Source organism: Luteolibacter luteus, from assembly GCF_012913485.1.
Lineage (GTDB): Bacteria > Verrucomicrobiota > Verrucomicrobiia > Verrucomicrobiales > Akkermansiaceae > Haloferula > Haloferula lutea.
The window spans coordinates 276,587-301,271 of the sequence record NZ_CP051774.1 but is presented as its reverse complement, the minus strand read 5'-3'; the positions used below and the strand labels follow the sequence as shown (position 1 = coordinate 301,271).

General features: G+C 61.6%; 16 protein-coding genes. 6 read left to right on the top strand and 10 right to left on the bottom strand.

Annotation, left to right across the window (positions count from 1 at the left end; translation table 11 throughout):
- Positions 1 to 70: 70 nt before the first annotated feature.
- Positions 71 to 4,486: a discoidin domain-containing protein gene (locus tag HHL09_RS01095; protein ID WP_169452659.1), complete on the bottom strand. Its 4,416-nt coding sequence runs from the start codon at positions 4,484 to 4,486 to the stop codon at positions 71 to 73.
- Between the two features lie 613 nt (positions 4,487 to 5,099).
- Positions 5,100 to 8,273 (bottom strand): transcription-repair coupling factor, encoded by a 3,174-nt coding sequence (gene mfd, locus HHL09_RS01090; protein ID WP_205760953.1) that lies wholly within the window; start codon positions 8,271 to 8,273, stop codon positions 5,100 to 5,102.
- Positions 8,274 to 8,430: 157 nt separating this feature from the next.
- Here mfd and HHL09_RS01085 point away from each other — a divergent pair, with 157 nt between their 5' ends.
- Entirely contained in the window at positions 8,431 to 9,156 is a 726-nt protein-coding gene (locus HHL09_RS01085; RefSeq protein WP_169452657.1) for a hypothetical protein, read from the top strand.
- A gap of 20 nt (positions 9,157 to 9,176) precedes the next feature.
- Here HHL09_RS01085 and HHL09_RS01080 read toward each other — a convergent pair whose 3' ends face one another.
- Positions 9,177 to 9,881, bottom strand: coding sequence for an SDR family oxidoreductase (locus tag HHL09_RS01080; RefSeq protein ID WP_169452656.1), 705 nt, complete (start codon positions 9,879 to 9,881; stop codon positions 9,177 to 9,179).
- Between the two features lie 138 nt (positions 9,882 to 10,019).
- On the opposite strand from HHL09_RS01080, the gene trpS reads away from it, so the two are divergent.
- The 4 genes from trpS (at position 10,020) to rho (ending at position 15,187) form a co-directional block, all read left to right on the top strand.
- Entirely contained in the window at positions 10,020 to 10,988 is a 969-nt protein-coding gene (gene trpS, locus HHL09_RS01075) for a tryptophan--tRNA ligase (RefSeq protein ID WP_169452655.1), read from the top strand.
- Positions 10,989 to 11,191: 203 nt separating this feature from the next.
- Positions 11,192 to 12,094, top strand: a complete 903-nt coding sequence (locus tag HHL09_RS01070) for an alpha/beta fold hydrolase (RefSeq protein ID WP_169452654.1) — start codon at positions 11,192 to 11,194, stop codon at positions 12,092 to 12,094.
- A gap of 370 nt (positions 12,095 to 12,464) precedes the next feature.
- Entirely contained in the window at positions 12,465 to 13,217 is a 753-nt protein-coding gene (locus HHL09_RS01065) for a YebC/PmpR family DNA-binding transcriptional regulator (RefSeq protein WP_169452653.1), read from the top strand.
- A gap of 35 nt (positions 13,218 to 13,252) precedes the next feature.
- Positions 13,253 to 15,187, top strand: coding sequence for a transcription termination factor Rho (gene rho, locus HHL09_RS26630; protein ID WP_169452652.1), 1,935 nt, complete (start codon positions 13,253 to 13,255; stop codon positions 15,185 to 15,187).
- 198 nt (positions 15,188 to 15,385) lie between these two features.
- On the opposite strand, the gene HHL09_RS01055 is transcribed toward rho, so the two are convergent.
- The 7 genes from HHL09_RS01055 to HHL09_RS01025 all read right to left on the bottom strand — a co-directional run bounded on the left by HHL09_RS01055 (position 15,386) and on the right by HHL09_RS01025 (position 23,650).
- On the bottom strand, positions 15,386 to 17,614 hold the full coding sequence (locus HHL09_RS01055; protein WP_169452651.1) for a hypothetical protein: 2,229 nt from the start codon (positions 17,612 to 17,614) through the stop codon (positions 15,386 to 15,388).
- A gap of 9 nt (positions 17,615 to 17,623) precedes the next feature.
- The gene (locus HHL09_RS01050; protein ID WP_169452650.1) at positions 17,624 to 18,319 is read right to left on the bottom strand and encodes a hypothetical protein; all 696 of its coding nucleotides are present in this window, start codon (positions 18,317 to 18,319) and stop codon (positions 17,624 to 17,626) included.
- A 9-nt stretch (positions 18,320 to 18,328) separates the two neighbouring features.
- Positions 18,329 to 18,853, bottom strand: coding sequence for a hypothetical protein (locus HHL09_RS01045; protein ID WP_169452649.1), 525 nt, complete (start codon positions 18,851 to 18,853; stop codon positions 18,329 to 18,331).
- A gap of 176 nt (positions 18,854 to 19,029) precedes the next feature.
- Positions 19,030 to 21,027, bottom strand: a complete 1,998-nt coding sequence (locus HHL09_RS01040; RefSeq protein ID WP_169452648.1) for a BatA domain-containing protein — start codon at positions 21,025 to 21,027, stop codon at positions 19,030 to 19,032.
- A gap of 58 nt (positions 21,028 to 21,085) precedes the next feature.
- Positions 21,086 to 21,982 (bottom strand): DUF58 domain-containing protein, encoded by an 897-nt coding sequence (locus HHL09_RS01035; protein WP_169452647.1) that lies wholly within the window; start codon positions 21,980 to 21,982, stop codon positions 21,086 to 21,088.
- Positions 21,979 to 22,359 (bottom strand): hypothetical protein, encoded by a 381-nt coding sequence (locus HHL09_RS01030; protein WP_169452646.1) that lies wholly within the window; start codon positions 22,357 to 22,359, stop codon positions 21,979 to 21,981. Before HHL09_RS01030 ends, HHL09_RS01035 begins: the two co-directional genes overlap by 4 nt.
- Before the next feature lie 241 nt (positions 22,360 to 22,600).
- A complete protein-coding gene (locus tag HHL09_RS01025) occupies positions 22,601 to 23,650 on the bottom strand; it encodes an AAA family ATPase (RefSeq protein WP_169452645.1) in 1,050 nt (349 codons plus the stop codon).
- A 333-nt stretch (positions 23,651 to 23,983) separates the two neighbouring features.
- On the opposite strand from HHL09_RS01025, the gene HHL09_RS01020 reads away from it, so the two are divergent.
- Positions 23,984 to 24,631, top strand: coding sequence for a 3-keto-disaccharide hydrolase (locus HHL09_RS01020; protein ID WP_169452644.1), 648 nt, complete (start codon positions 23,984 to 23,986; stop codon positions 24,629 to 24,631).
- Positions 24,632 to 24,685: the final 54 nt, after the last annotated feature.

The window sequence follows — 24,685 nt, the reverse complement described above, 5'->3', positions numbered from 1 at the left end:
GCCAAAACAGGCCCCCGGAGCAACGGGTCTCCGGGGACCTGCATGGCACAAGCGCGTTCCGGACCTGGACTTACGGAACGTCTTGAATGATGTAGAAGGCCTTGCCCGCGGGCGGCGCATTGTCCGTCAGGACCTGCGTGGTTCCGCTCGGGGTGAAGGGGCCTTGCAGATCGGCGAAGCCAGTGAGGGTGGGCGAGCTACGGCGCAGCTTGTAGCTCTTCGTGGTATCAAGGTTGGTCACCGTGATCTGGACGCTGTTGCCCACGCGGGTGATGCTGGTAACCTTCGCCGGTTGCGGAGGCACCGAAGTCATGTGGACGGTCACCGCATTGTACTGGGCTCCCCCTGTGGTAAGACCCTCGATGTAGATGTAGTGGGTCTCGTAGCTGGCGACGAAGGTGCCGGTCACGAATTGGCCAGGCTTGGCCGCTTCATTGCCCGCTTCGCCGGATTCCAGCGTCACGCTCTCGTCGTCGAGGTCGTAGGTGCCGACATTCCAGCTGCGGCCTTCGTTGCCCGTGCGGGTGTCTGCGACCCAGACTTGGATGCGATAGCTCTGACCGGGGATCAGCCCGCGGACTTCGAGGAAGCGTGCTTGTCCGGCAGTGCTGGCCGCATCAAGGAGCGCATCGTAGTCCGCATTGGCGCGGGCGAAGGGATCCACTCCCGTTTCCCGGCCACCCAGTGAGGGGCCCGGCGAGAAGGTGGCCACTCCGGGGACATTCACTTCCGTGCCGCCGCCGGTCCATGCGTGGACCAGGGTGCCGGTGGTGATGAAGTCGCTGAGGTTGCCCGTGATATTGGTGGCCGTGCCCCAATCGACTGCCGGGAAGTTCGGCAGGCTGTCCACCGCTGTCGGATCGCTGCCCCAATGGACCTCGGCACCGTCGATGATCTGGTCGCCATCGGTGTCCGCAAGCAGCGGGTCGGTGTCGCCATTCACTTCGGCCAGGTCGGTGAGACCGTCCTGATCGCTGTCACCGATCTGCGGATTGGTGTGGTTCTGGTATTCGAGCAGGTTGCTGAGTCCGTCACCATCCTGGTCCAGTGCCGCATCGTTCGGATTGGTCGGCGAGAGGAAGCTGCTGTTCTTGACCTCATAGAAGTCCGGCAGCCCGTCGCCATCGGTATCCTGTTCGATGCCGAAGTATTCGATCTCTCCGAGCGCCACCTGGTTACCGCCGGTGCTGGCCACATGGAAGCGGATCCATGTGTAAGCCGGGGCTGCGGAGGCGAGGTTGAAACGGGCGACCTGATCGCGGGCGGTCCACACCTCGGCGCTGGTATCCAGGTGGGTGTAGATGTCCGTGAAGGTCACGCCGTCATTCGATCCCTGGACGGACCACACGCGTGGATCGCGGGCCGGGGAGTCGTTCGAGGAGGTCACGGTGAAGTGCGTGAGCCGTACGGCGTAGGGCAGATTCACGGTGATATCCATCGGAGGAGGATCGCAGCACATCTTGGCTTCGCCGCCGCCGACCTTGTTGTCGAAGACGTTGAAGGTGCCTTCATTGCCGCCGAAGTCCGCCTTGGTGGTGGCGGTGATGCTGGTCCAGTCGAAGCCGCTGCCGGCCGGTGTGGCATCGCTGCCGTCGTTGTCGCGGTCGGTGACGTCGCGGCCGAGCAAGGCGCCGGTTCCGGTGCCGAGGAATTGCAAGGTCGCACCGAAGGGCGTGCTCGAAGCGTTTGCGGGATTCGTGCCACGTGCGACCTCGTAGGCGTCGCCGAAGTTGTCGCTGTCGGTGTCTCGCAAGTCGGGGCGCGAACCGTAAGTGTTCACTTCAGGGCCGTCCGGCAGGGTGTCGTCGTCCGTATCCGGATCGAGCGGATTGCCACCAGCCGGGGCTTCAGCGCCATCGAGCAGCTGGTCGTCGTCGGTGTCATTGTCGTTCGGGATCGTGCCGACCGTGTATTCGTCGAAGTTGTTCAGTCCGTCGTTGTCGAGGTCGGTCGTCTTGTCGGCATTGCTGTTCGGATTCAGTCCGTACTGGACTTCCCAGAAGTTCGGCATGCCATCGCCATCGGTGTCCGAGACGGTGCCTTGGTTGCCGAAGAATTCGATCTCACCCAGTGCGTGCATGGTACCCGCTGTCGCGGTGACCGAGTAACGAAGGTAGGTGTAGTTCGCTGCCGGTGCGGGCAGGGTGAACTCCACCACCTGATCGCGGCTGGTCCAAAGGGACGCGCCCGGATCATTGAGGCTGAAGATATTCGTGAAGGTTACACCGTCATTCGATCCTTGGATCGCGAAGACACGCGGATCGCGCTCCGGTGCGTCGTTCGACGAAGCGATGGTGAAGTGGGTGAGTGCCACGCTGGCCGGCATCTGTATGGTCACGCTTTGAGGCGCTGGATCGCAGCACCACTTTGCCTCACCACCGCCGAGCTTGTTGTCGAAGATATTGAAGGCACCTTCGCTCGGGCTGAAGCTCGCCTTCGAGGTAGCGGTGATGCTTGCCCAATCAAAGCCGGAGCCGAGATCAGTGGAGTCGTTGCCGTTGTTGTCCGGGTCGGTGATGTCACCGCCGATCAGGGCACCCGCACCATTGCCGCGGGCGGTAATGACGACGTCTCCCGGGGTGCTGTCGAAGTCGGTCGGATCGCTACCGGCCGTCACTTCGTAGGCATCGCGGAAATGGTCGCCATCGCTGTCGCCGTTGGTCGGGGATGTGCCGAGCGTGACTTCCTGTCCGTCAGGCAGGCCGTCGCCATCGGTATCGGCCACCAGTGGATTCGCGCCGACAGGGCCTTCGAGGTTGTCATCAAGACCGTCGCCATCGGAGTCCTTCACATCGGGCTTGGTGCCCATGTTGAATTCCGTGAGGTTGCTCAGTGTATCGCCATCCTGGTCCGCGGCGGCGTCGGCCGCGTTCGCGTCATTGAGGAAGCTGCTGTAGACTTGCTCGTAGAGCAATGGCAGCCCGTCGGTATCGCCGTCGGTATTGCTTTGCGTGCCGAAGTACTCGAGCTCATTGAGAGCGTGCTGTCCTCCACCGGTGCGGAAGAAGATGTAGCGGAAGTACTTGTAGGGCAGGGATGGCGTGGGCAGGTCGACGCGCAGGGTCTGGTTGCGACCGGTCCAAATCGATACGTTCGGGTAATCGATGCGGGCGATCGTGGCGAAGTTGGTCCCGTCGTTCGATCCCTGGATCTCCCAGACCCGTGGATCGAAGTCGGCACCGTCATTCTGAGACGTGATGGTGAAGTGCGAGAGTCGCGTGTATTGCGCGAATTGCACGGTCACGTTCTGGCTCGGGTTGGCCCCGTCGCAGCACCACTTCATTTCGCCGCCGCCGACCTTGTTGTCGAAGACGTTGAAGGCGGACTCATCGGCACCGAAGCTCGCCTTCGAGCTGGCGGTGGCACTGACCCAGTTGAAATTCGCACCCGCGGGGGTGGAGTCATTGATGTCGTTTTCCGGATCCGTCAGGTCACTGCCGAGCAGGGCGCCGGCGTTCGTGATATGCAGGCTGCCCGGCGTGCTCGAGGAGTTGTCGAGCTGGGTGCCCGCCAGTTTCTCGTAGCCGTCCGGGAAGAAGTCGGCATCGGTATCCGTCAGCAGAGGATTGCCGTTGAGGTCGAACTCTTCCGCATCGCCGATGCTGTCACCGTCGGTGTCGACCACCTTGGGATTGGTGAAGTAGATATTCACCTCTTCGCCATCTAGCAGGCCGTCGTTGTCGGTGTCGTTGTCGTTCATATCGAGTCCCTTCTGGTACTCGACAAGATTGGTCACCTCGTCATTGTCCGGATCGGCCTCGGCATCAGCCGGGTCGTTCTCGTTCAGAATGGGCGAGGGGATCTCGACATGGTCGGGAATGCCGTCACCGTCGGTATCCGGCGAGAGATCGCGCAGGATGTAGGCGGTGACGCCGGTCTGACCTTGGGCCACGCCACGGACATAGAAATTCTGCGTGGTGGCATTTGCGGTGAAGGTGCCGATCACGTAGCTGCTGGAGCCCATCGTGAAGGTGGAGGTCTCCGAGCCGAGGCCATCGGTGGAGTTGTCGCTCCATTCCTGCGTGCGACCACTGCAGCAGGCGCGGTCATCGGAAGTGAAGAGCTGGACCTGATATTGCTTGCCTACCACCAGACGGCCGACCGTCACGACCTTCGGGTTCGGACCGTCCGGGTTCATGCCGCGCATGACCGAGAGGAAATTCGCATCCGGCGTGGTGGTGGGGATCCACAGATCGTTGTTCGTGAACTCACCGCCGGTCGCAATCGCGTTCAGAGTGCCAAGGGTGGCACCTGCGGTGAGATTTTCGAACGTGATCGTCTCGGAAGGAAGCGTCAGCGTGATGGGAGCGGTGGTGCCACCGGGGCCCCAGGACCCTGCATGGAAGAGGGTGCCGTTCAGGCTGATCGAATTTTCGTTCTGGGCGTCGATCGACGTCGGACCAGTGGTCCAAGTCACGGGTGCGCAGTGCGCGGCCGTGATGAGGGAGCATAGTGCTCCCCATATGGGGTATCGAGGGTTTTTCATTCCTTGGGTTTTGTCAGAGGGCCAATTTTGGGTATTTGGTCCGTATTTGTGGTTTTTGGATCTACATAAGCCGATTCAAAGAAATCCTTATGCATGAGGGGTTTGCGTCATGGAGGAGAGATGATGCAAACGTTGCGATGTGACACCTCTTCTCCTATTCCGGGAAAAGAGAAAGCCAAGCACGGCTTGATGTGGTGGTTGTAGGGGGTGTGAGGCAGGTGGGGTATTGTATTCTTCTGGGAATAAGTTTGTTATGCTGTGTTTTTCTGTGTTTTTTTCGCCGTATTTGTCCCCGGAAATGGGGACAGTGAAGGGCTGGTGCAACGCTCGTTGGCATGTATATACTTATGAAATCGGGTTTTTGATCGCTGCGATTTTTATCCATGAAGTGATAGAATTGACGCATCACGGACGTGGGCGTGGCGGGTTAGTCCGGATCGTGAAGAGGGACGTGGACGGAGGTATTCCGTGGAAATGCGGAGTCCGGCAATGGGGTGGCCGTGTGACTCCTTGGGTTTGTTCGCCTTGGCGCGAGTTTCCCGATGGATGGAGAGGCGATATTGCCAATCGAAGCTGAAGCCGCTCCGGTGCATTCAAGCTTTTGGGGAAGCGGCTACAGCACCTTCAGCATTTCCACGGCTTCCAGCAGCTTCTGCTTTGGCTTCTCCGAGGTGAGGCGCGGGAAGCGGCGTCCTTCGAGCATGATGTAATCGCCGCCGCGCTGAAGCATGAGGCGCTGGCCTTTGATCTCAACGGAGGCTACGCCCTTGTTCGCCGCCAGAAGTCGCAAGCGGCCCACCGTGATGAGGTTTTCCGCAGGTTCCGGAAGACGGCCGAAGCGGTCTTTCCAGCGTGCTTCCACGGCATCGAGCTCCTTCAGGCTCATCGCTTCCGCGAGCTCGCGATAGGCACCGACGCGCAGCTGCGTTTCACCGAGCCACGAGTTCGGCAGGTAGGCGGGAAGCAGCGGACCATCGCCGGAACCCCGGGCGAATTCGTTCTCGGAAAAGGCCACGAAGTCGCTGCGGAAGCTCGCCTCGACGCGTGCCTTCGGGACCTTGCCTTGCAATCGGTCCACCGATTGCCGCAAGAGCTGGCAGTAGAGATCGAAGCCCACCGCTGCGATGTGGCCGCTCTGCTTCGTGCCTAACAGATTGCCGGCGCCGCGGATCTCCAGGTCGCGCATGGCGATCTTGAAGCCGGAGCCGAGCGCGGTGTACTGCTTGATGGCGTGGATGCGTTTCCGGGCATCGCCCGCGGTGATGAAATCGCGCGGCAGCAGCAGGATCGCGTAGGCCTTTTCCCCCGCACGGCCCACGCGGCCGCGGAGCTGATAGAGGTCTGCCAGTCCGAATCGGTCGGCACGATCGATGAGAATGGTGTTCGCGTTCGGGATATCGATGCCCGTCTCGATGATGGTGGTGGCCAGCAGGATATCGGCTTCGCCGTGGACGAATTTCCGCATCACCACTTCCAGCTCGTCTTTCTCCATCTGGCCGTGGCCGACGAGGATGCGAGCTTCTGGCACCAGCTCTTCGAGCTTCTTGCGCATCATCTCGATGCTCTTCACGCGGTTGTGCAGGAAGAAGACCTGGCCGCCACGCTTCATCTCGCGTTGGATCGCCTCGCGGATGATCCGCTCGTCATATTGCACCACGCTGGTGTGCACCGGGAGGCGGTTCGGCGGCGGGGTGTCGATGGTGGACATGTCCCGCGCACCCATCAGCGCCATGTAGAGCGTGCGGGGAATCGGCGTGGCGGAGAGGGTCATCACGTCGATGCGGCTGAAGAGTTCCTTGAACTTCTCCTTATGCTTCACGCCGAAGCGCTGCTCTTCATCGACCACCGCGAGGCCGAGGTTCTTGAACTCCACATCCCCGGAGATCAGGCGGTGGGTGCCGATGACGATGTCCACCGAACCATCGGCGAGGCCTTGAATGGTATCCCGCACCTGGGCGGGCGTGCGGAAGCGGTTCAAGAGATCCACACGGATCGGGTAATCGCTCATCCGCTCGCGGAAGGTCCGCCAGTGCTGCTCTGCGAGCACCGTGGTGGGCACGAGAATGGCCACCTGCATGCCACCGGTCGCCGCCTTGAAGGCCGCACGGATGGCGACCTCGGTCTTGCCAAAGCCGACATCTCCGCAGATCAGGCGGTCCATCGGCTTCGTCGATTCCATGTCGCGTTTCGATTGCTCGATCGCGCGGCGTTGGTCGGGCGTCTCCGTGAAGTGGAAGGAGTTCTCGAACTCCCACATCCAGCGCGAATCGGGCGGGTGGGGGATGCCGGGCTCTGCCTGGCGCTCCGCCTGCACGCGGAGGAGCTGGGCGGCGTAATCGAGGATCGATTTCTCGGCGCTCTTGCGGATGTTCTTCCATGCTGCGCCGCCGAGCTTGTTCAGGTCCGGCGTCTTCCCGCCGAGACCGACATACTTGGCGACGAGATGCGCCTGATCGATCGGCACCGAGAGCAAGCCGCCGTCCTTGTATTCGATCGAGATTTCCTCACCGGTCTCGCCGGGGGCGATGCCCCGGAAGCGGCCGATGCCATACTCATGGTGCACCACGAGATCGCCTTCCTCGATGTCATCGAGCGAGGCACGCGCAGTGAGTACGCGGTGTCCCTCATGCCGCGAGCGCTTCAGCGTGCCGGGCGTGCGGTAGCGGCCGAAGAGCTCGCTGGAGGAGAGCACCGCCATGCGCGCGGCGGGCACGGTGAAGCCCTGCACCAACTCACCGCGCAGGCGGACCACATCACCGATGGTGTCTTGCCCGGCAAGCTCGACGAAGCGGTCTTCCTCGCCCTTGTTCGAGAAGACCATGCCGATCTTCCAATCCTGTGCTCGCCATTCGTCGAGCTGATCAAAGAAACGTTGGCGGCGGGATTGCTCCAGCACGAAGTCTCCCGCTTCAAAGGTGCCTAGCGGGCTGCCGAAGCAGGCGGTGGTGAAGTCTTCCTCACCCTCGCCCGGAGCGGCTCCGGATGTGATGCGGAGTTTGGCGTCCACCTCCGCTTCCTCGAAGGCGATGAGCACGTCATCCGGGCGCACGTAGTCCGCGACGGTGGCTTCCAGCTCCGGCTCGGCGAGTAGCAGCTCGGCTTGATCGAGCTTCGCGATGGATGCCTGGGTATCGACATCGAACTCCCGTAGCGAATCTACCTCGGTATCGAAGAACTCGATGCGGAGCGGGTGGCCGCCTTGCCAAGGGAAGACATCGAGGATGCCGCCGCGCACCGCGAATTGGCCGCGGCCCTGCACCGTGGTCACGCGGTCGTAGCCATGTGCGGAAAGCTTCGCCGCGAGATCGAGCGGATCCGCCTCCGTGCCTTGGCGCACGGTGATGCGGCTGCCTGCGAGTTCGGCGGGCGAGGGAGCCGCTTGGGAAAAGGCATCCGGCCCGCAGAGGATCACGCAGGTCTTTTTCTGCGCGGCGGTATCCAGCACCTCCAAGCGTGCGGCGGCGGCTTCCGGATCGGCGAGCTGCCCGCCTTCGAGCTCCACGGGCATCTCCGGCAGGTCATCGGCCTGGACGCCCCAGAGCTCGAGTTCCGCGGAGAGCCGCTCGCGTTGGCGCGGGCCTTGGCAGACCAGCCAGAGGCGGTGTTTCCCCGATTCGTTCAGGTGCCGGCAGAGCACGGCAGCCAGCCAGGCATGGGCGGCCTCATCGACGTGCTCAAACAAGACGCTCCCCGCACCCGAGGCCGCGAGGGCCAGGCGCTGCTCGAAATCCGGCTGCCCGATTGCCCGCAACAGCCAGTCGTCCTGGGCATCCGCCTTGCGGGGCACGGGGGAGACCTTGGCGGGTGATCGGGAATCGGCAAACGAAAAGGGTGAGCGCTTATCCGGAAAGTAGGGCAAATAAAGGGGTTCCATCACACGCACTCCATGGCTTTTTCATAAAGCGGACCTCGCCATTTGCCGGGGGATTTCCTGTAGTCGGCGGATGCTGGGGAGAATTCTGGGTCTAACAATCTTCTGTTTCCTGCCCGCCTTCATCGCGATGGCGGAGCAAGAGCGGGATCCTTCCATTGCCGATCCGAAGTCACAGGCGCGTATGTCCGGGCCTGACCATCTTTTGCCCTTGGACAATGATGATCCCGAATGGCGCAGGCCCTATGTGGCGAAGCTGAATGCTAAGCTGAAGCCGGAGGACTTTGCTTTTGCGAGGATGATGTGCAGGCCGTCTTTCGAAGGGGAGTCGCTGGTTTTCATCCATGGTGGTGAGAAAGACCGGGAGCTGGAGAAGACGGAGAAATTCCAAGTCACCGCACGCATCGCTCACGAGAGTATCTGGTATTCACTGCCGGATCACAACGAGGAGAAGAAGGACAAGGAGGTGACGATCTCCACTTCGACGGCTCCGCTTGAGAAGGCGCTGGCGGTGCGGCTGGTCAAGGTGTGGAACCAGATGCTGGAGCGGACACGAAAGCCCGATGAAGGCACAGCTGGCTTGGATGGCGTGACCTTTGAGTTCTCTGTTCCGGGAAAAGTCGGTGAAACCTGGAGTCCTGGTGAGGACGTTAGCCCGGGAATGTTGGTGCAGGTCGGGACGGTGCTTCGGGAGTATGCCGCAGCGAAGCCTGGCGAGCGTGAAGCCCTGACAAAGGAGCTGAAGGCGAGGGTGCTGAAGCTGGAGAAGTATCTAGCCGAACATCCCCCCAGGAAGTGAGTGATGGATGATGAAGCTCCTCACATCCGCTGGTCCGCACTGCGCATCAGGATATCCCCGATCTCCACGTGAGGAGGCGCTTCGAGGATGGTCATGATGGCGCGTGCGACGTCTTCCGGCGCGAGCATGGCCATGGTTTCCTTGGTCTTTCGCAGCACGTCTTCGCGGCCGCGGAAGTACAGTTCCAGGAGCGGGGTATCGACGAAGCCGGGCGAGACGCAGGAGACCTGCACAGGGCTGTTCGCAGCCTTCAGTTCGAGGCGCAGGGCATCCGAGATCGCGCGCACGGCGAACTTGGTGGGCGAATAGAAGCCGCCGGTCGGTGGGACGCGATGCCCGCTCATGGAGGAGATGTTCACGATGCGGCCGCCCTCGCGCGGGAAGTGGCGCAGCGAGAGCTGGCAGCAAAGCGTGAGGGCGAAGACGTTGACGCGCCACATCTCTTCCCAATCCGCCGGATTGCCATCGATGATCCGCGAGAGATAGGCGACGCCCGCGCAATTCACGAGCGCGGCAATCTGGCCGAGCTGCTGGAACATCGCCTGGATTTCCTCGCGCTTGGTTAGATCCGCTTGGAGGGGGATCACCCCGGCGACCAGCTGCGCGGGCCGGCGGGTCACGCCGAGCACCGTCGCGCCGCGGTCCAGCAACATTCTGGACAGGGCCTGACCGATCCCACTGGACGCTCCGGTGACGAGGATGGTGATTCCGGTCAGGTTGCTCATGGGCGGAGTTTTCCAGCCCGCGGGGCGGGGTGCACTCCAAAAGGCCGCCTCCGTTTAGAAATTAAGGCCGGGTCATTCCTTATCCGGCCGTTCTCCTCTCCCTTGACCGCCCCGGGGGCTCCTGTCCATCTTCCGCGCATGCGTATTTTGACCGGGCTGCAACCCAGCGGGAAACTCCATGTGGGCAACTATTTCGGGGCCATGGAGCCTGCCGTGCGTTTGCAGGATGAAGGCGAGGCCTTCTATTTCATCGCGAACTATCACGCGATGACCACGGTGAAAAATCCGGATGAACTACGGGCATACACCCGCGAACTGGCCATCGATTTCTTGGCCGCCGGTCTGGATCCGGAGCGCTCCACCTTCTTCCTTCAGAGCTCCGTTCCCGAAGTCAATGAACTCGCCTGGATCCTTTCGAATGTCTGCCCGGTGAGCCAGCTGGAGAAGGCGCATTCGTACAAGGACAAGATCGCCCATGGCTTCTCCCCGCAACACGGCCTCTTCGCCTATCCGGTGCTGATGGCAGCGGATATCCTGCTCTACGACACGAATTGCGTGCCGGTGGGGAAGGACCAGAAGCAGCACCTTGAGATCACCCGCGATCTCGCGGGCAAGATCAACGAAGCTTACGGGGAAGGCACCCTGGTGATTCCCGAGCCGATGATCCGCGAGGCCACCGGTGTGGTGCCGGGGCTGGATGGCCAGAAGATGAGCAAGAGCTACAACAACACGCTCCCGCTTTTCGCCGATCCGGCGGAAGTGAAGAAGCTCATCATGAAGAAGCTGGTGACTGATGCCACGCCGCTGGAAGATCCGAAGCCGAAGGAAGGCTCCACCTTGCTCGCGCTCTATCGCCTGATGGCGAAGGATGAGGACGTGGCAGCGATGGAAGCGGACTACGATCGCGGCGGCATCGGCTACGGTGATTTCAAGAAGCGCCTGCTGGAGGCTTATCTCGAGCGCTTCGAGCCGATGCGTTTGCGGCGCGAGGAGCTGCTGGCGGATCCCGGCTATGTGGATCAAGTGCTGGCGAAAGGCGCGGAGAAGGCACGCGCTGCGGCGGCACCGGTGATCGACCGCGTCCGCAAGGCGGTGGGCTTGGCCTGAGCCGAGTGGGGGGTGATCCCCTGAGGGGGCCTGCCGAGAAGAGTCGCAAAAAGGAGCCCAAAATTCAGAGGGTGAGAAGTGCGGAGCGCTTTCCTGCCTCCCGGGCTTCCCGAATTTACGGCCTTTGCGGGAAGTCGTATGATAGATGGCGGTCGGGCGTGGGTATGATCCCCATGCCTAGGCTCCCGCTTCGGACTACCCTCATGATCGCCGGTTCACTCCTGCTGTGCCCCTTCGCGCAGGTGCTCGCCAACGAGCCGGTGGGAAATGCCGTGGTTGCGCCCCAACCGCATGAGCACGCAGGGGATTTCACTTTTGAATGCAGCTATCGCGATCGCGCGATCAAGGTTTTCGCCCATCGTCCCGCAAGCTATCAGGACGGCCCCTTGCTGATCCTTTTCCATGGGGCGAGCCGCAATGCCAAGGGGTATCGCGATGGTGCGCGGAAGCTGGCGGAGAAGCTCGGGATGCTGCTTGTGGTGCCGGAGTTCGACCGCGCGCGCTTCGATGTGGCGGCCTACCAAGAGGGCGGGGTGATGAGGGATGGCAAGGTGCTGCCGGAGGAAGAGTGGACCTTCAACTATCTGCGTCCCTTGCTTGGACAAGTCTTCGAACGCGAGGGCCACAAGCTTCCGTATTATCTCGTAGGACACTCGGCAGGCGCGCAGTTCCTCGGGCGCATGGCCGCGCTTTATCCGAATGAAGCGCAGCGGATGATCCTGGCGAATCCGGGCTCGCTGATGTTTCCGGATCGCGCTCAGGACTACCCTTATGGCTTCGGCGGGCTTCCGGAGGCAATGGCTTCGGACGAGGCGATCAAAGAATATCTCGCCGCGCCGCTGACCCTCTATCTCGGCACTGCCGATACCGGCCGGAAGAATCTCTCCACAGGGAAAGAGGCGATGAAGCAAGGCGCGACCCGCATCGAGCGGGGGAGGAATTTTTATCGGGCGGGCGGGCAATTCGCGAAGTCCCAAGACTGGAGTTTTGCTTGGAAGCGCGTCGAGGCGGAAGGCCTTGATCATGGGTCCGGGCCGATGTGGGAACACGTCCATTGCCGACTCGCCATTACCGGGGAAAAGCCGGTGGCGAAGGCCGGCGAGTGATCCCGGGTATCTCCGCAATCCCATAACGCGGACTAAATTTTTTTGAGCGGTCTCGCCCGGGACTTTGATTTTCAAAAAGAAACCCGTCTCTCCCGAAGGGCTCCCGCGCCGGATTCCGGGGTGAATTTTTTGCTTTGCCAAACGCCCGAGGAGGGGCAAACTTACGTCAGTCCGATGGACGATGGCGATTGCGGGTGTTGCAGTCGCCTCCGGGTTCGAAAACCTTGCCGCGTTTGAATTCGCACTTTGGCAGGAGTTCCCCATACCCGGTCACTCCGTTGTTCAGAATCCCTTCAAGCATTTCCTAACAGGGAATGGAACCGTGCCTTCGTGCCGACTCTTTCCCTTCGTTTCCTCCATTCAAGCGATCATGGCTGGTCACAACAAGTGGTCCAAGGTCAAGCACATCAAGGCACGCGTCGATGTCATCAAGGGCAGGGTGTTCAGTAAATGCGCCCATGAAATCGCCCTCGCAGCCCGCTCCGGCGGTGGTGATATCAACATGAATGCCCGGTTGCGTGCTGCCGTGGACAACGCCAAGGCCGTCTCGATGCCAAAGGATAACATTGATCGCGCGATCAAGAAGGGCCTTGGCGAGCTGGGAGGTGAAGCCATCCAGGAAGTGACTTATGAGGGCTACGGCCCCTCCGGCATCGCCTTCATCATCGAGGCCGCCACCGACAATCTCAACCGAGCCGCGGCGGATTTCCGCACGATCTTTTCGAAGAACGGCGGCAGCGTCGCCACCCCGGGCAGCGTCGCCTATCAGTTCGACCGCAAGGGCGAGATCCGCGTCGCGGCGGCTGGCATCGATGACGACCGCATGATGGAAGCCGCGATCCTCGCCGGTGCGGATGATGTCCAGAGCGACGAGTCCGAACACATCGTCTTTACTTCTCCCATCGAACTTGCGGCCGTGGCGACAGAATTGCGCGCGGCTGGCTTTACCATCGCATCGGAAAAACTCGTTTCCGTTCCCCAAAACCCCTCCGTGGTCGCTGACCCGGAAATCGCCCGGCAGGTGATGAAACTCTACGACCTGCTTGATGGCTACGATGATACCCTGAATGTTTTCACCAATTTCGAAGTGGCCGACGAAATCCTCGAGGCCCTCGAAGCATGATCGGCTGGATCCCCCGGCCCCGACCCTTTTTTTGAATGAGCCATAATACGCCCCAGGACACCGCCGGCTATGAGCCCGCTGCGGACATCTCGTCCTCCGAAACGAAGCCCGCAGCCAAGAAGGCGGCGAAGAAGGCTGCCAAGAAAGTAGCTGCGACCAAGAAGGTGGCTGCGAAGAAGACGGTAGCCAAAAAGGCAGCGAAGAAGGCGGCGTCCAAGCCAAAGGCCGAAGAGTCTCCCGCGCAGGCTGTCCTGCCACTGGATGTTCCGGCTGAGAAGCCCGCCGCCAAGAAAGCGGCGAAGAAGGCTGCCAAGAAAGCAGCCGCAGTTGAAGAATCCTTTTCCCTTTCCGCAGAAGCCGCGTCACCTGCACCGAAGCCGGTGAAAGAAGCCGCGCCTGTGGCTGCAGCGGTCGCTGAAGCGGCACCTGCGCCGCGGAACGAAGCTTCTGCACTAGGAGGCGAGGCGAAGCAGACTTTCGGCCGGGTGCCCGGTGGTGGTCGCGTGATCCGCGAGGGCCGCGAACCGCGCGAGGGCCGTGAGCCTCGTGAAGGTCGCGAACCACGTGAACCACGTGAGGGTCGTGAGCCACGCGAAGGCCGTGACGAGAATCGGAAGCAAGGTCATCAGCAGCAGCGCTCCGAGGGTCAGGGCCAAGGGGGTGGTGATCGCACCGATGCCAACCGCGAGCGCCGCAAGCGCCGCCGCAAGCGCCGCCGTGAACGTGATCGCGAGGCACGCCAAGGCGGTGAGCCGCAAGGTGGTGGCGGTGGCGAGCGTCAGCAGGGCAGGCAGCCCCGTGAGAACCGTCAGGATAGCGGCGACCGCGAGCCAGCCGAGCGCCCGGGATCTTTCACCGGCCCGAAGGTCGAAGTGAATGGCATGCTGGAACTCGCGCCGAAGGGCTTCGGTTTCCTCCGTGTGCCTTCGAAAAATTTCGAGCAGGCGCGCGATGACGTCTTTGTTTCTCCCGAGATGGTTCGCCGCTATGGCTTGCGTCCGGGCGTGTGGATCCATGGTCTCGCCCAAGAAGGATCACGCGGTCAGCAACTGGTGGAACTGACGACCATCAATGATATTTCCCCGGATGAAGCGAAGAAGCTTCCGGCCTTCGAAGAATTGAAGGCGATCAATCCGAACAAGCGCATCGCCCTTGAGACCACACAGCAGCGTTTTACCACGCGCGTGCTGGACATCATGGCACCGGTGGGACGCGGCCAGCGCGGTCTCATTGTTTCCCCGCCGCGTTCGGGCAAGACGACGCTGTTGCTGCACATCGCGGAAGCGGTGCGCGAGCTGCATGATGAGAGCATTCATCTCATGATCCTGCTGGTCGATGAGCGTCCGGAAGAAGTCACGGAGTTCCGCCGCACGCTTCCCGGGGCGGAGATTTATGCGAGCTCGAATGACGAGGGCGCACGCAGCCACTGTCGCATCGCCGAACTCTGTATCGAGCGCGCGAAGCGCCTGGTGGAAGGCGGCAAGCACGTCTTCCTGCTGATGGACTCCATCACCCGTCTGGCCCGCGCCTACAATGGCGGCATGCGCCAGCAGGGCAGGGGCATCGGTACCGGCGGGATCACCGTGGGTGCACTAGAAGTCCCGCGCCGTCTCTTCGCCGCCGCGCGCAATACGCGTGAGGCTGGCTCGCTGACCATCCTCGCCACTGCGCTGATCCAGACGAACAGCCGTGCGGATGAGGCAATCTTCCAGGAGTTCAAGGGCACCGGTAACATGGAGCTCGTGCTCGATCGCAAGATCGCGGAGAATTACATCTACCCTGCGGTGGATATCTTCAAATCCGGCACGCGCCGTGAGGAACTGCTGCTTCCGGAGCACATGCTTCACAAGATCCACCTGATCCGCCGCGGTCTCTCCGGGCATCGCCCGGTGGAGGCGATGGAGCGCTTGCTCTACTTCCTGAAGAAGTTCCCGAACAATCCGCAGATGCTCCTTGAGATCAAGGGGTGAGGGTAGTCATCGGCTGAACCACCGGCTTTTCAATCCCCAATCATCAAGCGAAGTGCGCTTCGCGGGATGATTGGGGTTTTTATTTGGAGGCGGGAGAGGGGCGTTTCGGATGGTATGTCCCGGAAGAAGCCCGTCCGCGTGATGGCGCTTCGAAGCGCCACTTCTGTTGGAAGGAAAGCACTGCGCTTGCGGACTGCCTTAGAAGGTACCGTTTAGCTTCCGGCCTACCCAGAAGATGGAGAGGAGGGATACCAGGAGCAGGACGCTGGCCCAGTGGGACCACAGGGCGATGCGGTTTTCGATGGGCCTTGGTTCGGGGAGGGCCTCGATCTCCTTCACGAGGGCGGGAAGCTCATCGGGTGAAATCATGCGCCCTCGTGCGATCCGCGCCATTTCTTCCAGCACGCTGGGACGTGCCGGCTGACCGGTCTGCTCCAACTCCACGCCCTGCGCGAGAAGCTTGGTCTCCACCGCTTCGGCACCGGCTTCGTCGATGGACGCACGCAACTTCCACTCACCCGGCAGGCCGATCCGCAGGCGCCCGGCGTAGGCACCCCAAGCGGAGTCGTTTTTTTCCAATTCGATCCGCTCCGAGGTGCCATCGGGAGCGATCGCATCCACATAGACCTTTCCTTCCTTCAGCGGGGCGCCGTTCTTGTCGAAGGCGTTCGCATTGAAGGTCACCGAGTCACCGGGTACAGGGCGCTCGGGGGTGAAGTAGAGCCGCACGCGTTCGCCGGAAGCCATGTTCCGCTGGTAGGACATCCAGCGCGCGACCTGTCCCCAGAAGCGGTAGTGATACTTGTCCTCCACACCGCGCCGCCAGCGCCATGCGGAGTCGATGCCCATGAAGAGCACCTTTCCATTGCCAGCGAGCTTCGTGACGATCAGCGGGATCTGGCCGTAGCGCCCGCGGCGGTTCGCATGGACGGCCAGCACTTCCGTGCCGCCCTTCGACTTGATCACGGGTGCATGCCAGTGGAAGCCGGGCAAGCTACGCCACACGTCCGGGTTCGCGTCCTCGGTATCCGCCAGCATCGTCAGCAGCGAGCCGCGGCCTTCACCGGTGAGGGTCATCGGGGAAGCCACCGGATCGTTGAAGCCTTGCTTGTTCTCCGGATCCAGATCCACCGGCATCAGGTCGCGCAGGGCGGTATCCAGCAGGGAGAATTGATTCCCCTGCGGACCGGGCATGAAGACGATGCCGCTCGCTTGGTTCTCCACCAGCCCGCGCAGTAGCTCGCATTGATCCTTCGTCAGCTGGTCCGGTGCCACGCCGACATCGCCGAGGAAGATCACATCATACTTCGAGAGCTCCTCTGGCTTTTCCGGGAATTCCTGGATGTAGTCCGGCCCATCACCCTTGCCGAGCTGGGGATGGAAGAGCAGGCAGGAGAGATCCACACCCGGATCGCGGGACAGGGCATTGCGCAGGTAGCGGTATTCCCAGCGCGGCAGGGTCTCGATCACCAGCACCTTGATCGACTCCGGCTTGCCGGAGAGGGTGAACTTGCGGGAATTGTTCGCCTCGATCCGCTCTCCCTCCGCCATCGGGATGGATAGCTCGAGCGTCGATGAGCCTTCCTTCTCCAAGCGCCAGAGGATCGCATCGTAGGTCTCGGTGCCCGGAGCCAAGGTGATCTCCTTCGTCTTTTCCTTCCCGTTGTCGTCCTTCAGCCGGACGATCGTGCGGATCTCTCGGTCAAGCGAGGAGCGCACGGTGAAAGGTATCTGCACGTTTTCACCCACGATGCCGTAGGCGGGCGCAGTCACGGTTAGCAGGTCGATGTCCGGGAGGCGCTTCTTGCTGCCCACGGGGATCGTGAAGAGCGGGACGCCGCGCTGCAGCATCTTCTGAGCGGCCACCACCGGCGGCTGGCCGGTATTGTAGTCGCCATCGGAAAGCATCACCACGGCGCGGAGATTCGTCTCATTTTCCAACAGATCCTCGATCGGCGTGGAAAGATCGGTGCCGGCGAGCGACGACTCCGCGGGATCGGTCGGCGGAGTGCCGAAGGGGCGATCCACCACCTCGTTCTTTCCATCCTCTTTCAGCGGCACCCACAGCGGACTCTCCATCGCAGCCTTCGTCCAAGCGGCGCGCGAGACGACCTCCCGGCTTGGCGAGAAGAGCTGGGGAAGCTCGGCATCGAGGGTTTCCATCGACTTCGATTGATCCCAGAGGATCGCGATCCGCGGCTTCGTCACCGGATGGATGACCGTCAGCCACTCCGGCTTCCAGAGCAGTAGTACGACGAGTAGCGTACAAAAGAAACGCAGACCTTCCAGCAATCCCGTGCGTGCCGGGTGCGGGCTACGACGCCATGAGAGGAAGCAGAGCACACCTACCACCACGATTGCCACGAGGCCGATCGCCAGGGTGACCGGGGTGGGGGAGAAGTGCAGGTTATGGAGATTGAAGGACAAGGGGATGCGCTACAGGTAGATATTAAACAGACGGACTTCGGGATGAATTTCTTCCGAATGGGCCGCGTGGGAGGGGATCTCCGGCTTCACGCCGGGAGTCGAGGAGATGGCCAGACCCCAGCGGCGGGAAAGCGGGCCGCCCCACTCTACAAGCAGGGTCTCTCCTTGCAGGGAAACCTTCGGATAGGGTTCGACGCCGAGACGATCAAGGGGTGCCGCGGTCTTCAGCCACTTCTCCTTCTTCTCAAGCAGGCCCGGTTCCTCGGATTCCTTCAGCCACTCCGGAGGTTTTGCAGAGGTCGCCTTCGCCAGCGCGACGAACTCGGCGCCGGTGGTCTTGCTCCGCAGTGCTTCGATCACGCCGTCGTTGAAGCTGGGAAGCGGCACGAAATCCATGGCTACCATCGCCACCGCGGGTAGCGCCAGGATGCCGAGCTTCAGCCAGTGATCCCTTCTCCGGATGATCCGGTAGAGCGCGACAAGTCCCAAGGTGCCGAGCATCAGTAGGCACAGGAGCAGCATCGCCATGATCGCCATCTTGATCAGAACGTCGCTATCCCCCAGGGCGAGGCCTTCGAAGTAATTGAGCAAGCGTCCCACAAGAAGCAGCCCCACGGCTCCTGCTGAAAGAAAGAGATAGCTCGCCCAACCCCAAGTCCAACGGGACTTCGGCTTGTCATGACCGGCAGTGGCGGCGGACGGCATGAGCTTGGCTTAGTAATCGATGAGGGTGTAGACCCAGACATCCGGGTAGACGGGGACGGCTTTCACGACGTCGTTCGGCAATTCCGGCTTGATGCCCGGGGCCGCGGAAATCGCCAGGCCCCAGCGGTTGGAGAGAGAGCTGCCCCAACTGAATTGCAGCGTTTCTTTTTGGGTCGTGAGGAAGGCGTATTTGCCGAGGCCGAGACGATCCAAGGGTGAAGTGCCGCCCATCCATTTGACCTTGTCGATTTGGGAGCCGCCCGCAGATCCGTCTTTCAACCAGTCCGGAGGCGAGTCTACGACGGAGCGGGCCAGAGATGTCAGTTCCGCGCTGCTTGCTTTGTCGCGGATGGAGGCTCCGGCGGCTTCGATGAAATCCGGGATCGGAAGCCATGCGATCCCGTAAACCGTCGCGAAGGGCAGGGCGAGGCGCCCGCTTTTCCGCCACGGTTCGCGCCGCCGCAATATCTCGATCAAACCGCCAAGCGCAGCGAAGAGGAGTGCGACTCCGGAGATAAAAAGGAACAAGATCACGAATGTCTGTGACGAGAAAGCGTTCAGACTTTCGAAGCGACGGCCGTCGAAGTAATTCTGGATGCGTATCGCCAAAGCTCCGGTGATGAACAAGGCCGAGAGCGCAGCATGTCCTCGCCACGGGAAGAACCGCGGGAGCTTTTGAATGCTATGGAAGGGCATGTCCGTCACGCAGCTCATGCCTTCTTGGGTTGGCCGGGTCGATTGCTACCCGGCAGATGATCGGCGGCAGATCGACGTGGCAGGCACAGCAGCGCTTCCGAGATCAGGAAGAAGAGCATCGCAGCGAGGAAACCGCGCCAGACGTCCTGGGAGACGTTTTCCTTCGACGAGGTGCCCCGGTCATCGAGGAAAGTGAAGCCGGTTTCCTTCAGCAGGTCATTGAGCGTATTGCGCGGGATGATCGCGAGGTCGTCTTCGCGAGCGGGGCGATTGATTGCCAGGATCCGGTCGCCGAAGCGATGGATGCCAGCTTCGAAGCTTTCGTTCGAAGGCACCGGCGCGCCGTAGTCATCCAGACGGGCGCGGGTTTCTCCCGGGCGCGGCATGGCGGCCCGGGTGCCGAGTGTCGCCAGATAGCCGGCATCGAAGCGCTCCGCTCCTTCCGCGATTGCTCGTTGCGTGACCGGAAGCAGCACGTCGGCATCGCCGAGGTTCGACCATGTGTAATCCGGCAGCGATCCCGCGAACCATGCCGTCCCGCGCTCGACCACGCGGCGGACCAAGAAGGGCTTTCCGTCGTCCCAGCGTGCTAGGATTGCGGCTTCGCCTTCGGGGATGCGGCGCTTCAGCGCCTTCATGCGATCCGCGGGGATAGGCGTGCTGTCGAGGCCATCACGTAACAGGCCGTCGTCGTGATCCCATGAGTCGAGGATGAAGAACTTGTCTTTCTCGGAAGTGCTGATGGCCGACCAGCGCACGCCGAGGAACTCCAGATTACTCTCGCCCTGCGGTGCGAAGAAAACGACTTCGCCGCCATCAATGAGGAAGCGGTTGATCGTCTCCGCCGTGGTGCCGGTGGGCAGCGGTGCGGCCCAGAAGATCGTGGCAACATCGGCGGTCTCGAGGCGGGAAAGCTGGGCGGGATCGATGCGCTCCACCGATTGCGCCGCGTGGCCATTCGGTGCGGCGGCGATGGCAAGGTAGTTGGCAGCTTCACCCGGAGGCGCTACCAGGATGCTCTTCACCGGGCGGGACGGGCCATAGGCGAAGAAGGCGGCATTGTCGCGCAGGTTGCCATCGCCAGGGATGGAGAGCCAGCCGTAGCCGGACTCTTCCTTCGGCGGGATCGGCAGCGTTTTGCGGAAGCGGAAGTTTTGTCCTGCCAGGGTGACATTGCTGGTGCTGCGCACGCCATTGAGCGTGACAGTCAGCGGCAAGTTCATCGGAGCCGAGGCGTCGTCGCTACGGACGATCTCAATATCGAGCGAGAGCTGGGCTCCGGCACGACGCGAGGACAGGATGCGGACCGATTGATTCGGCGAAGAGTCGCCACCCATCGAGAGCACCCGCAGCTTCGGCGGCTGAGGCAGGGATGCCAGTGCCGCACGGACGGAGGTCCAGCGCTCGTTCTGCGGCTCCCAGTTCGAGGCCTGCAGGTCGGAGGCGATCCATACCTCCGCGCGGCCCGGCGTTTCCGTGAGAAACTCCGCCGCGCGGGAAAGCATTGAGGGAAGATCTGCTGCGGTATCGGTGGGGGAGGTGGAAGAGATGCGATCCAGCACATCCGGGGTTGGCACGTCCTGCGGCGTTTCCGATGCGCTATCGATCAAGACCAGCCGGGTGCCGTCCAAATCCGCCAGCACGTCGCGCACCCGTTGCAGGGCGAGCTCCCGGCGCGGCACGGTGCCGCTCTTCGGCGTGGCCTCCATGCTCGCGGATCGATCGAGCACCAGAACTACCACGTCTGGCTTCCCGCCGCCCCAACCCATGATCCCGCTCAAGACGGGTCGTGCCGCCGCCGCGGCCAGCGCCGCGATACCCAGCGTCCGGCAAGTGAGGATCAGGATGTGGCGCAGCTTCTTCTTCCCCCGCGACTCGCGCGTCGCCTTCAGCAGGAACTGCATGGCAGCCCACATCACCGTCTTGTGCCGCCTGCGGTTCAGCAGGTGGATGATGATCGGGATGCTGGCAGCGATGAGGCCCCAGAGGAGAAGTGGTTGGAGGAAAGACACGGAGGAGAAAATTTTTCAGCAGGAACGGTAGATGCCGGGAGCCGGGTGGTTTGTTTTCTTAAGAGTGTCCTTTCTTGGGAAGTCGGGCCGTCAGGAAGTCCCGCAGCAGCGGTTCCAAGGGCGTGTCCGTCGGCACGAGCTGGTAGTCCGCAGCGGCATCGTGGCACTTGGCTTTCACGGTGATGAGGAACTCCTTCAGGGCTGCGTGATACTCGTCCGCGATCAGGTTCGGCTCCACTACCAGAGCGGTGCCGTCTTCCATATCGACGAAGCGGTGAGGGCGCTCGAACTCGAAGCCGAGTTCCTGCGGGTCCATGAGGTGGAAGACGCAGATGTCGTGCTTGCGATAGCGCAGATGCTGGAGCGCATCGGAGAATGCCTGCGTGTCCGTGAAGAGATCCGAGAGGATGACGACGAAGGCACGTTGGCCGATCTTCTCCGCGATGGTGTGCAGCGCGGGGACCAGGCCGGTATCGCCGGACGGCTCCAGTTTCCCGAGCGTATCGAAGATGTGCTGTAGGTGCGCGGGGCGGCGGCTCGGCGGCACTTCGAGGTGCAGCTTGTCCGTGCAGACCGAGAGGCCGGCGGCATCTCCCTGATTCACTAACAGGTAGGCGAGGGAAGCGGCGATCTTGTTGGCATACGCGATCTTGGTCTCGCCTTGGCCGTGGAATTTCATCGAGCCCGAGGCATCGACCACGAAGTAAGCACGGAGGTTCGTGTCCGCTTCGAATTCCTTGATGTAGAAACGATCGGATCTCGCGAAGGCCTTCCAATCGAGGCGGCGCGTATCATCGCCTGCCACATACTTCCGATATTCCGCGAACTCAACGGATGAGCCACGGTGGGGCGATCGGTGCTTGCCTGCTACGTTGCCGAGCATCGGAACCCGCGTCTCCAAGGGAATCGCTCCCAGGCGCGCGAGAAGGCCGCTATCGAGAAACTCGTATTTCATGTGTCTCCACCTGGTCGAGGGGGTCGGTTGGGCTCCTCAATGTCGGCTAGATCCTGCGCTCGGCCGACTGTCCGTTTCGTGGTCATTAGATCACGAAGCGAAAGGTAGAGGACCGGCACATCGTCGACTTGATGCTGGACGCGGGAATTCCACGCCGATTCGAAATCGATGCCTTCGACCGTGGTAAGAAAATCGACGGCGCAAGGAGGTACGCCAACCACGAATTGAAGGCCCTCTTGGGCGAAGTCTTCGGTCGTCACTTCTCTTAGAGGGACGCCGAAAGCGGTCAATGCCTTCGCGACCTTCTTGGAATTCTCGGTTTCCGGCCGTATCCAGAGGTCCAAGTCCTTCGTGTAGCGTGCCTGTGCGTGGTGCATGACGGCGTATCACCCGACGATCAAATACTCAACGCCATGCTCTGCGAACAGGCGTAACAAGTCTTTGAAGTCTTGGTTCATGAGGTTGGAGATTGTGGTGTCTTCGGTAGTCCACTACCAATTGCCATGTTGCATTGATCCGCTCGGAGGAGCTTATCGATTGCCAGTAGCGCAATTGATCCTCCCGAAGAGCCTCATGCGAATCGTAGCGTCTGATGGTTTTCAGCATGCCGGCGTTAAATTAGTCCTCGCGCATCTCGTTGATCAGGCGCTCAACCACCTTCTTCGAAGTCATGCCTTGGGACTCGGCCGCGAAGTTCGTTATGACGCGGTGACCCAGGACCGGGACCGCCACCGCCTCAATGTCCTCGATGCTGGCCATGTAGCCGCCGCGGAGGGCAGCACGGGCCTTTGCTCCTAGAATCAAATACTGCACGGCACGCGGGCCGGCACCCCAAGCGACGTAGTCCTTGATCCAACCCGGAGCCTCGGGAGTGCCGGGGCGGGTCTTGCGGACGATCGACACGGCATACTCATAGAGATGCTCCGGCACGGGAACGCGGCGGACGAGTTGCTGGTAGGCCATCACCGCGGGGCCATCAAGGAGGTGATTCAGCGCGGCACGAGCGGTTCCAGTGGTTTCGCGGGCGATCCGCTTTTCCTCGTCCGCCGTCGGGTAGTCGACTTCGATGAGGAACATGAAGCGGTCTAGCTGGGCTTCTGGCAGGGGATAGGTGCCTTCCTGCTCCACCGGGTTCTGGGTCGCCAGCACGAAGAAGGGCGGGTGCAGGTCATAGCTTCGGCCCAGCACCGTCACCTTCAACTCCTGCATGGCCTCCAGCATCGCGGACTGGGTCTTGGCCGGAGCACGGTTGATTTCGTCCGCCAGCACGATGTTCGCAAATACCGGGCCGCGGACGAATTCAAACTCGCGGCGACCTCCGACGCCGGACTCCTGGATGATGTCCGTGCCGGTGATGTCCGCCGGCATGAGGTCCGGGGTGAACTGGATGCGGTTGAAAGAGAGATCGAAGGTGCGGGCGACGGAGGAGACCAGCAGAGTCTTCGCCAAGCCTGGGACACCCATCAGCAGGGCGTGGCCGCGGGCGAAAAGGCAGATCGCCAGTTGCTCGATCACCTTGTCCTGGCCGATGATCGCCTTGCCGAGTTCCGCCTTCAGCGCGGCGTAGGTTTTCCCCAGTTGGTCGATGGCCGCCACGTCGTCCGGCGGGAGCTGATGATCGGTGTGATCGCTGGTCGGGAGCGCCGGGGCGGGGATGGTATCTTCCATGGGGCTAAGGCAGATTGCAGAATTTCAGCGAAACTAAAGAGGAGCTTCGTTTTGTCGAGGATCAGGATGCAATACGGCTGCCAACTTTGACCCCGTTTCCGGGGGGCTGGAGAAAAGACAGGAATTATTAATTCCCAAGCACTGGTTTTTAAACCCCGTTGGGGATTTTCGCGGGTGTTTGAGGTCTTTTTGCCGTGAGGAAACGGTGAGCGGCGGCGTAGAATTGAAGCTGGCGGGCACTGGCTCCTAGTAGAGGCTCCTGTGGGTGAAATGTTGTCATACACCTCATGGAATCCTGCTTGCACCCTCTGATGAACCCGTCAGGCTGACACCATGCTAAAGGTACTGGCATTTACCGGATTGATGGTCGCTGCCGCGAGCGGGGAGAGCGATGGTTTCGTGGATCTCTTTGACGGGAAGACCCTGAGCGGCTGGGAATCCGCGGACGGCGGCAAGCCCGGGGATGGTTGGAAAGTGGAAGACGGGGCGATCCACCGTGTCGGGAAGGCCGGGGATCTCCTCAGCAAGGAGGAATACGGAGACTTCACCTTGGAATTCGAATGGAAGATCGCTCCGGGCGGGAATAGCGGCGTGAAATACCGCGTCCTCAAATCCCCAGGCGGCTGGCTGGGGCCGGAGTATCAAGTGCTGGATGACGCCAAGCATCCCAACGGCAAGGTGCCGGATACCTCCGCGGGTTCCATTTACGAAATCGTGGCGCCTTCCGCGAACAAGGTCGTCGCTCCCGCCGGACATTGGAACAAATCCCGGATCATCGCCAACGGCACCAAGCTCACCCACTTTTTGAACGACCAGAAAGTGGTCGAAATTGACATCGCTGGCCCCGAGTGGCCGGAACTTAAGGAAGCTAGCAAGTTTAGCAAAGTTAAGGACTTTGCGGGGCCAGCCAAGGGCCGGATTCTGCTTCAGGACCACGGGGATGAGGTGTGGTTCCGCGCCATTCGGATTGAAAAGCAGTGACAATCTCCGGAAAAAATTCGATTTCCCACTTGCCAGAGGGGGGTCGTCTGCTAA

Coding starts and splice junctions, on each gene's coding strand:
- HHL09_RS01085 (WP_169452657.1), top strand. CDS start 8,431: ATGCTGGGGAGAATTCTGGGTCTAACAATCTTCTGTTTCCTGCCCGCC.
- HHL09_RS01025 (WP_169452645.1), bottom strand. CDS start 23,650: ATGGAAGATACCATCCCCGCCCCGGCGCTCCCGACCAGCGATCACACC.
- HHL09_RS01035 (WP_169452647.1), bottom strand. CDS start 21,982: ATGAAATACGAGTTTCTCGATAGCGGCCTTCTCGCGCGCCTGGGAGCG.
- trpS (WP_169452655.1), top strand. CDS start 10,020: ATGCGTATTTTGACCGGGCTGCAACCCAGCGGGAAACTCCATGTGGGC.
- HHL09_RS01050 (WP_169452650.1), bottom strand. CDS start 18,319: ATGCCGTCCGCCGCCACTGCCGGTCATGACAAGCCGAAGTCCCGTTGG.
- HHL09_RS01030 (WP_169452646.1), bottom strand. CDS start 22,359: ATGCACCACGCACAGGCACGCTACACGAAGGACTTGGACCTCTGGATA.
- rho (WP_169452652.1), top strand. CDS start 13,253: ATGAGCCATAATACGCCCCAGGACACCGCCGGCTATGAGCCCGCTGCG.
- HHL09_RS01095 (WP_169452659.1), bottom strand. CDS start 4,486: ATGAAAAACCCTCGATACCCCATATGGGGAGCACTATGCTCCCTCATC.
- HHL09_RS01080 (WP_169452656.1), bottom strand. CDS start 9,881: ATGAGCAACCTGACCGGAATCACCATCCTCGTCACCGGAGCGTCCAGT.
- HHL09_RS01020 (WP_169452644.1), top strand. CDS start 23,984: ATGCTAAAGGTACTGGCATTTACCGGATTGATGGTCGCTGCCGCGAGC.
- HHL09_RS01070 (WP_169452654.1), top strand. CDS start 11,192: ATGATCGCCGGTTCACTCCTGCTGTGCCCCTTCGCGCAGGTGCTCGCC.
- HHL09_RS01065 (WP_169452653.1), top strand. CDS start 12,465: ATGGCTGGTCACAACAAGTGGTCCAAGGTCAAGCACATCAAGGCACGC.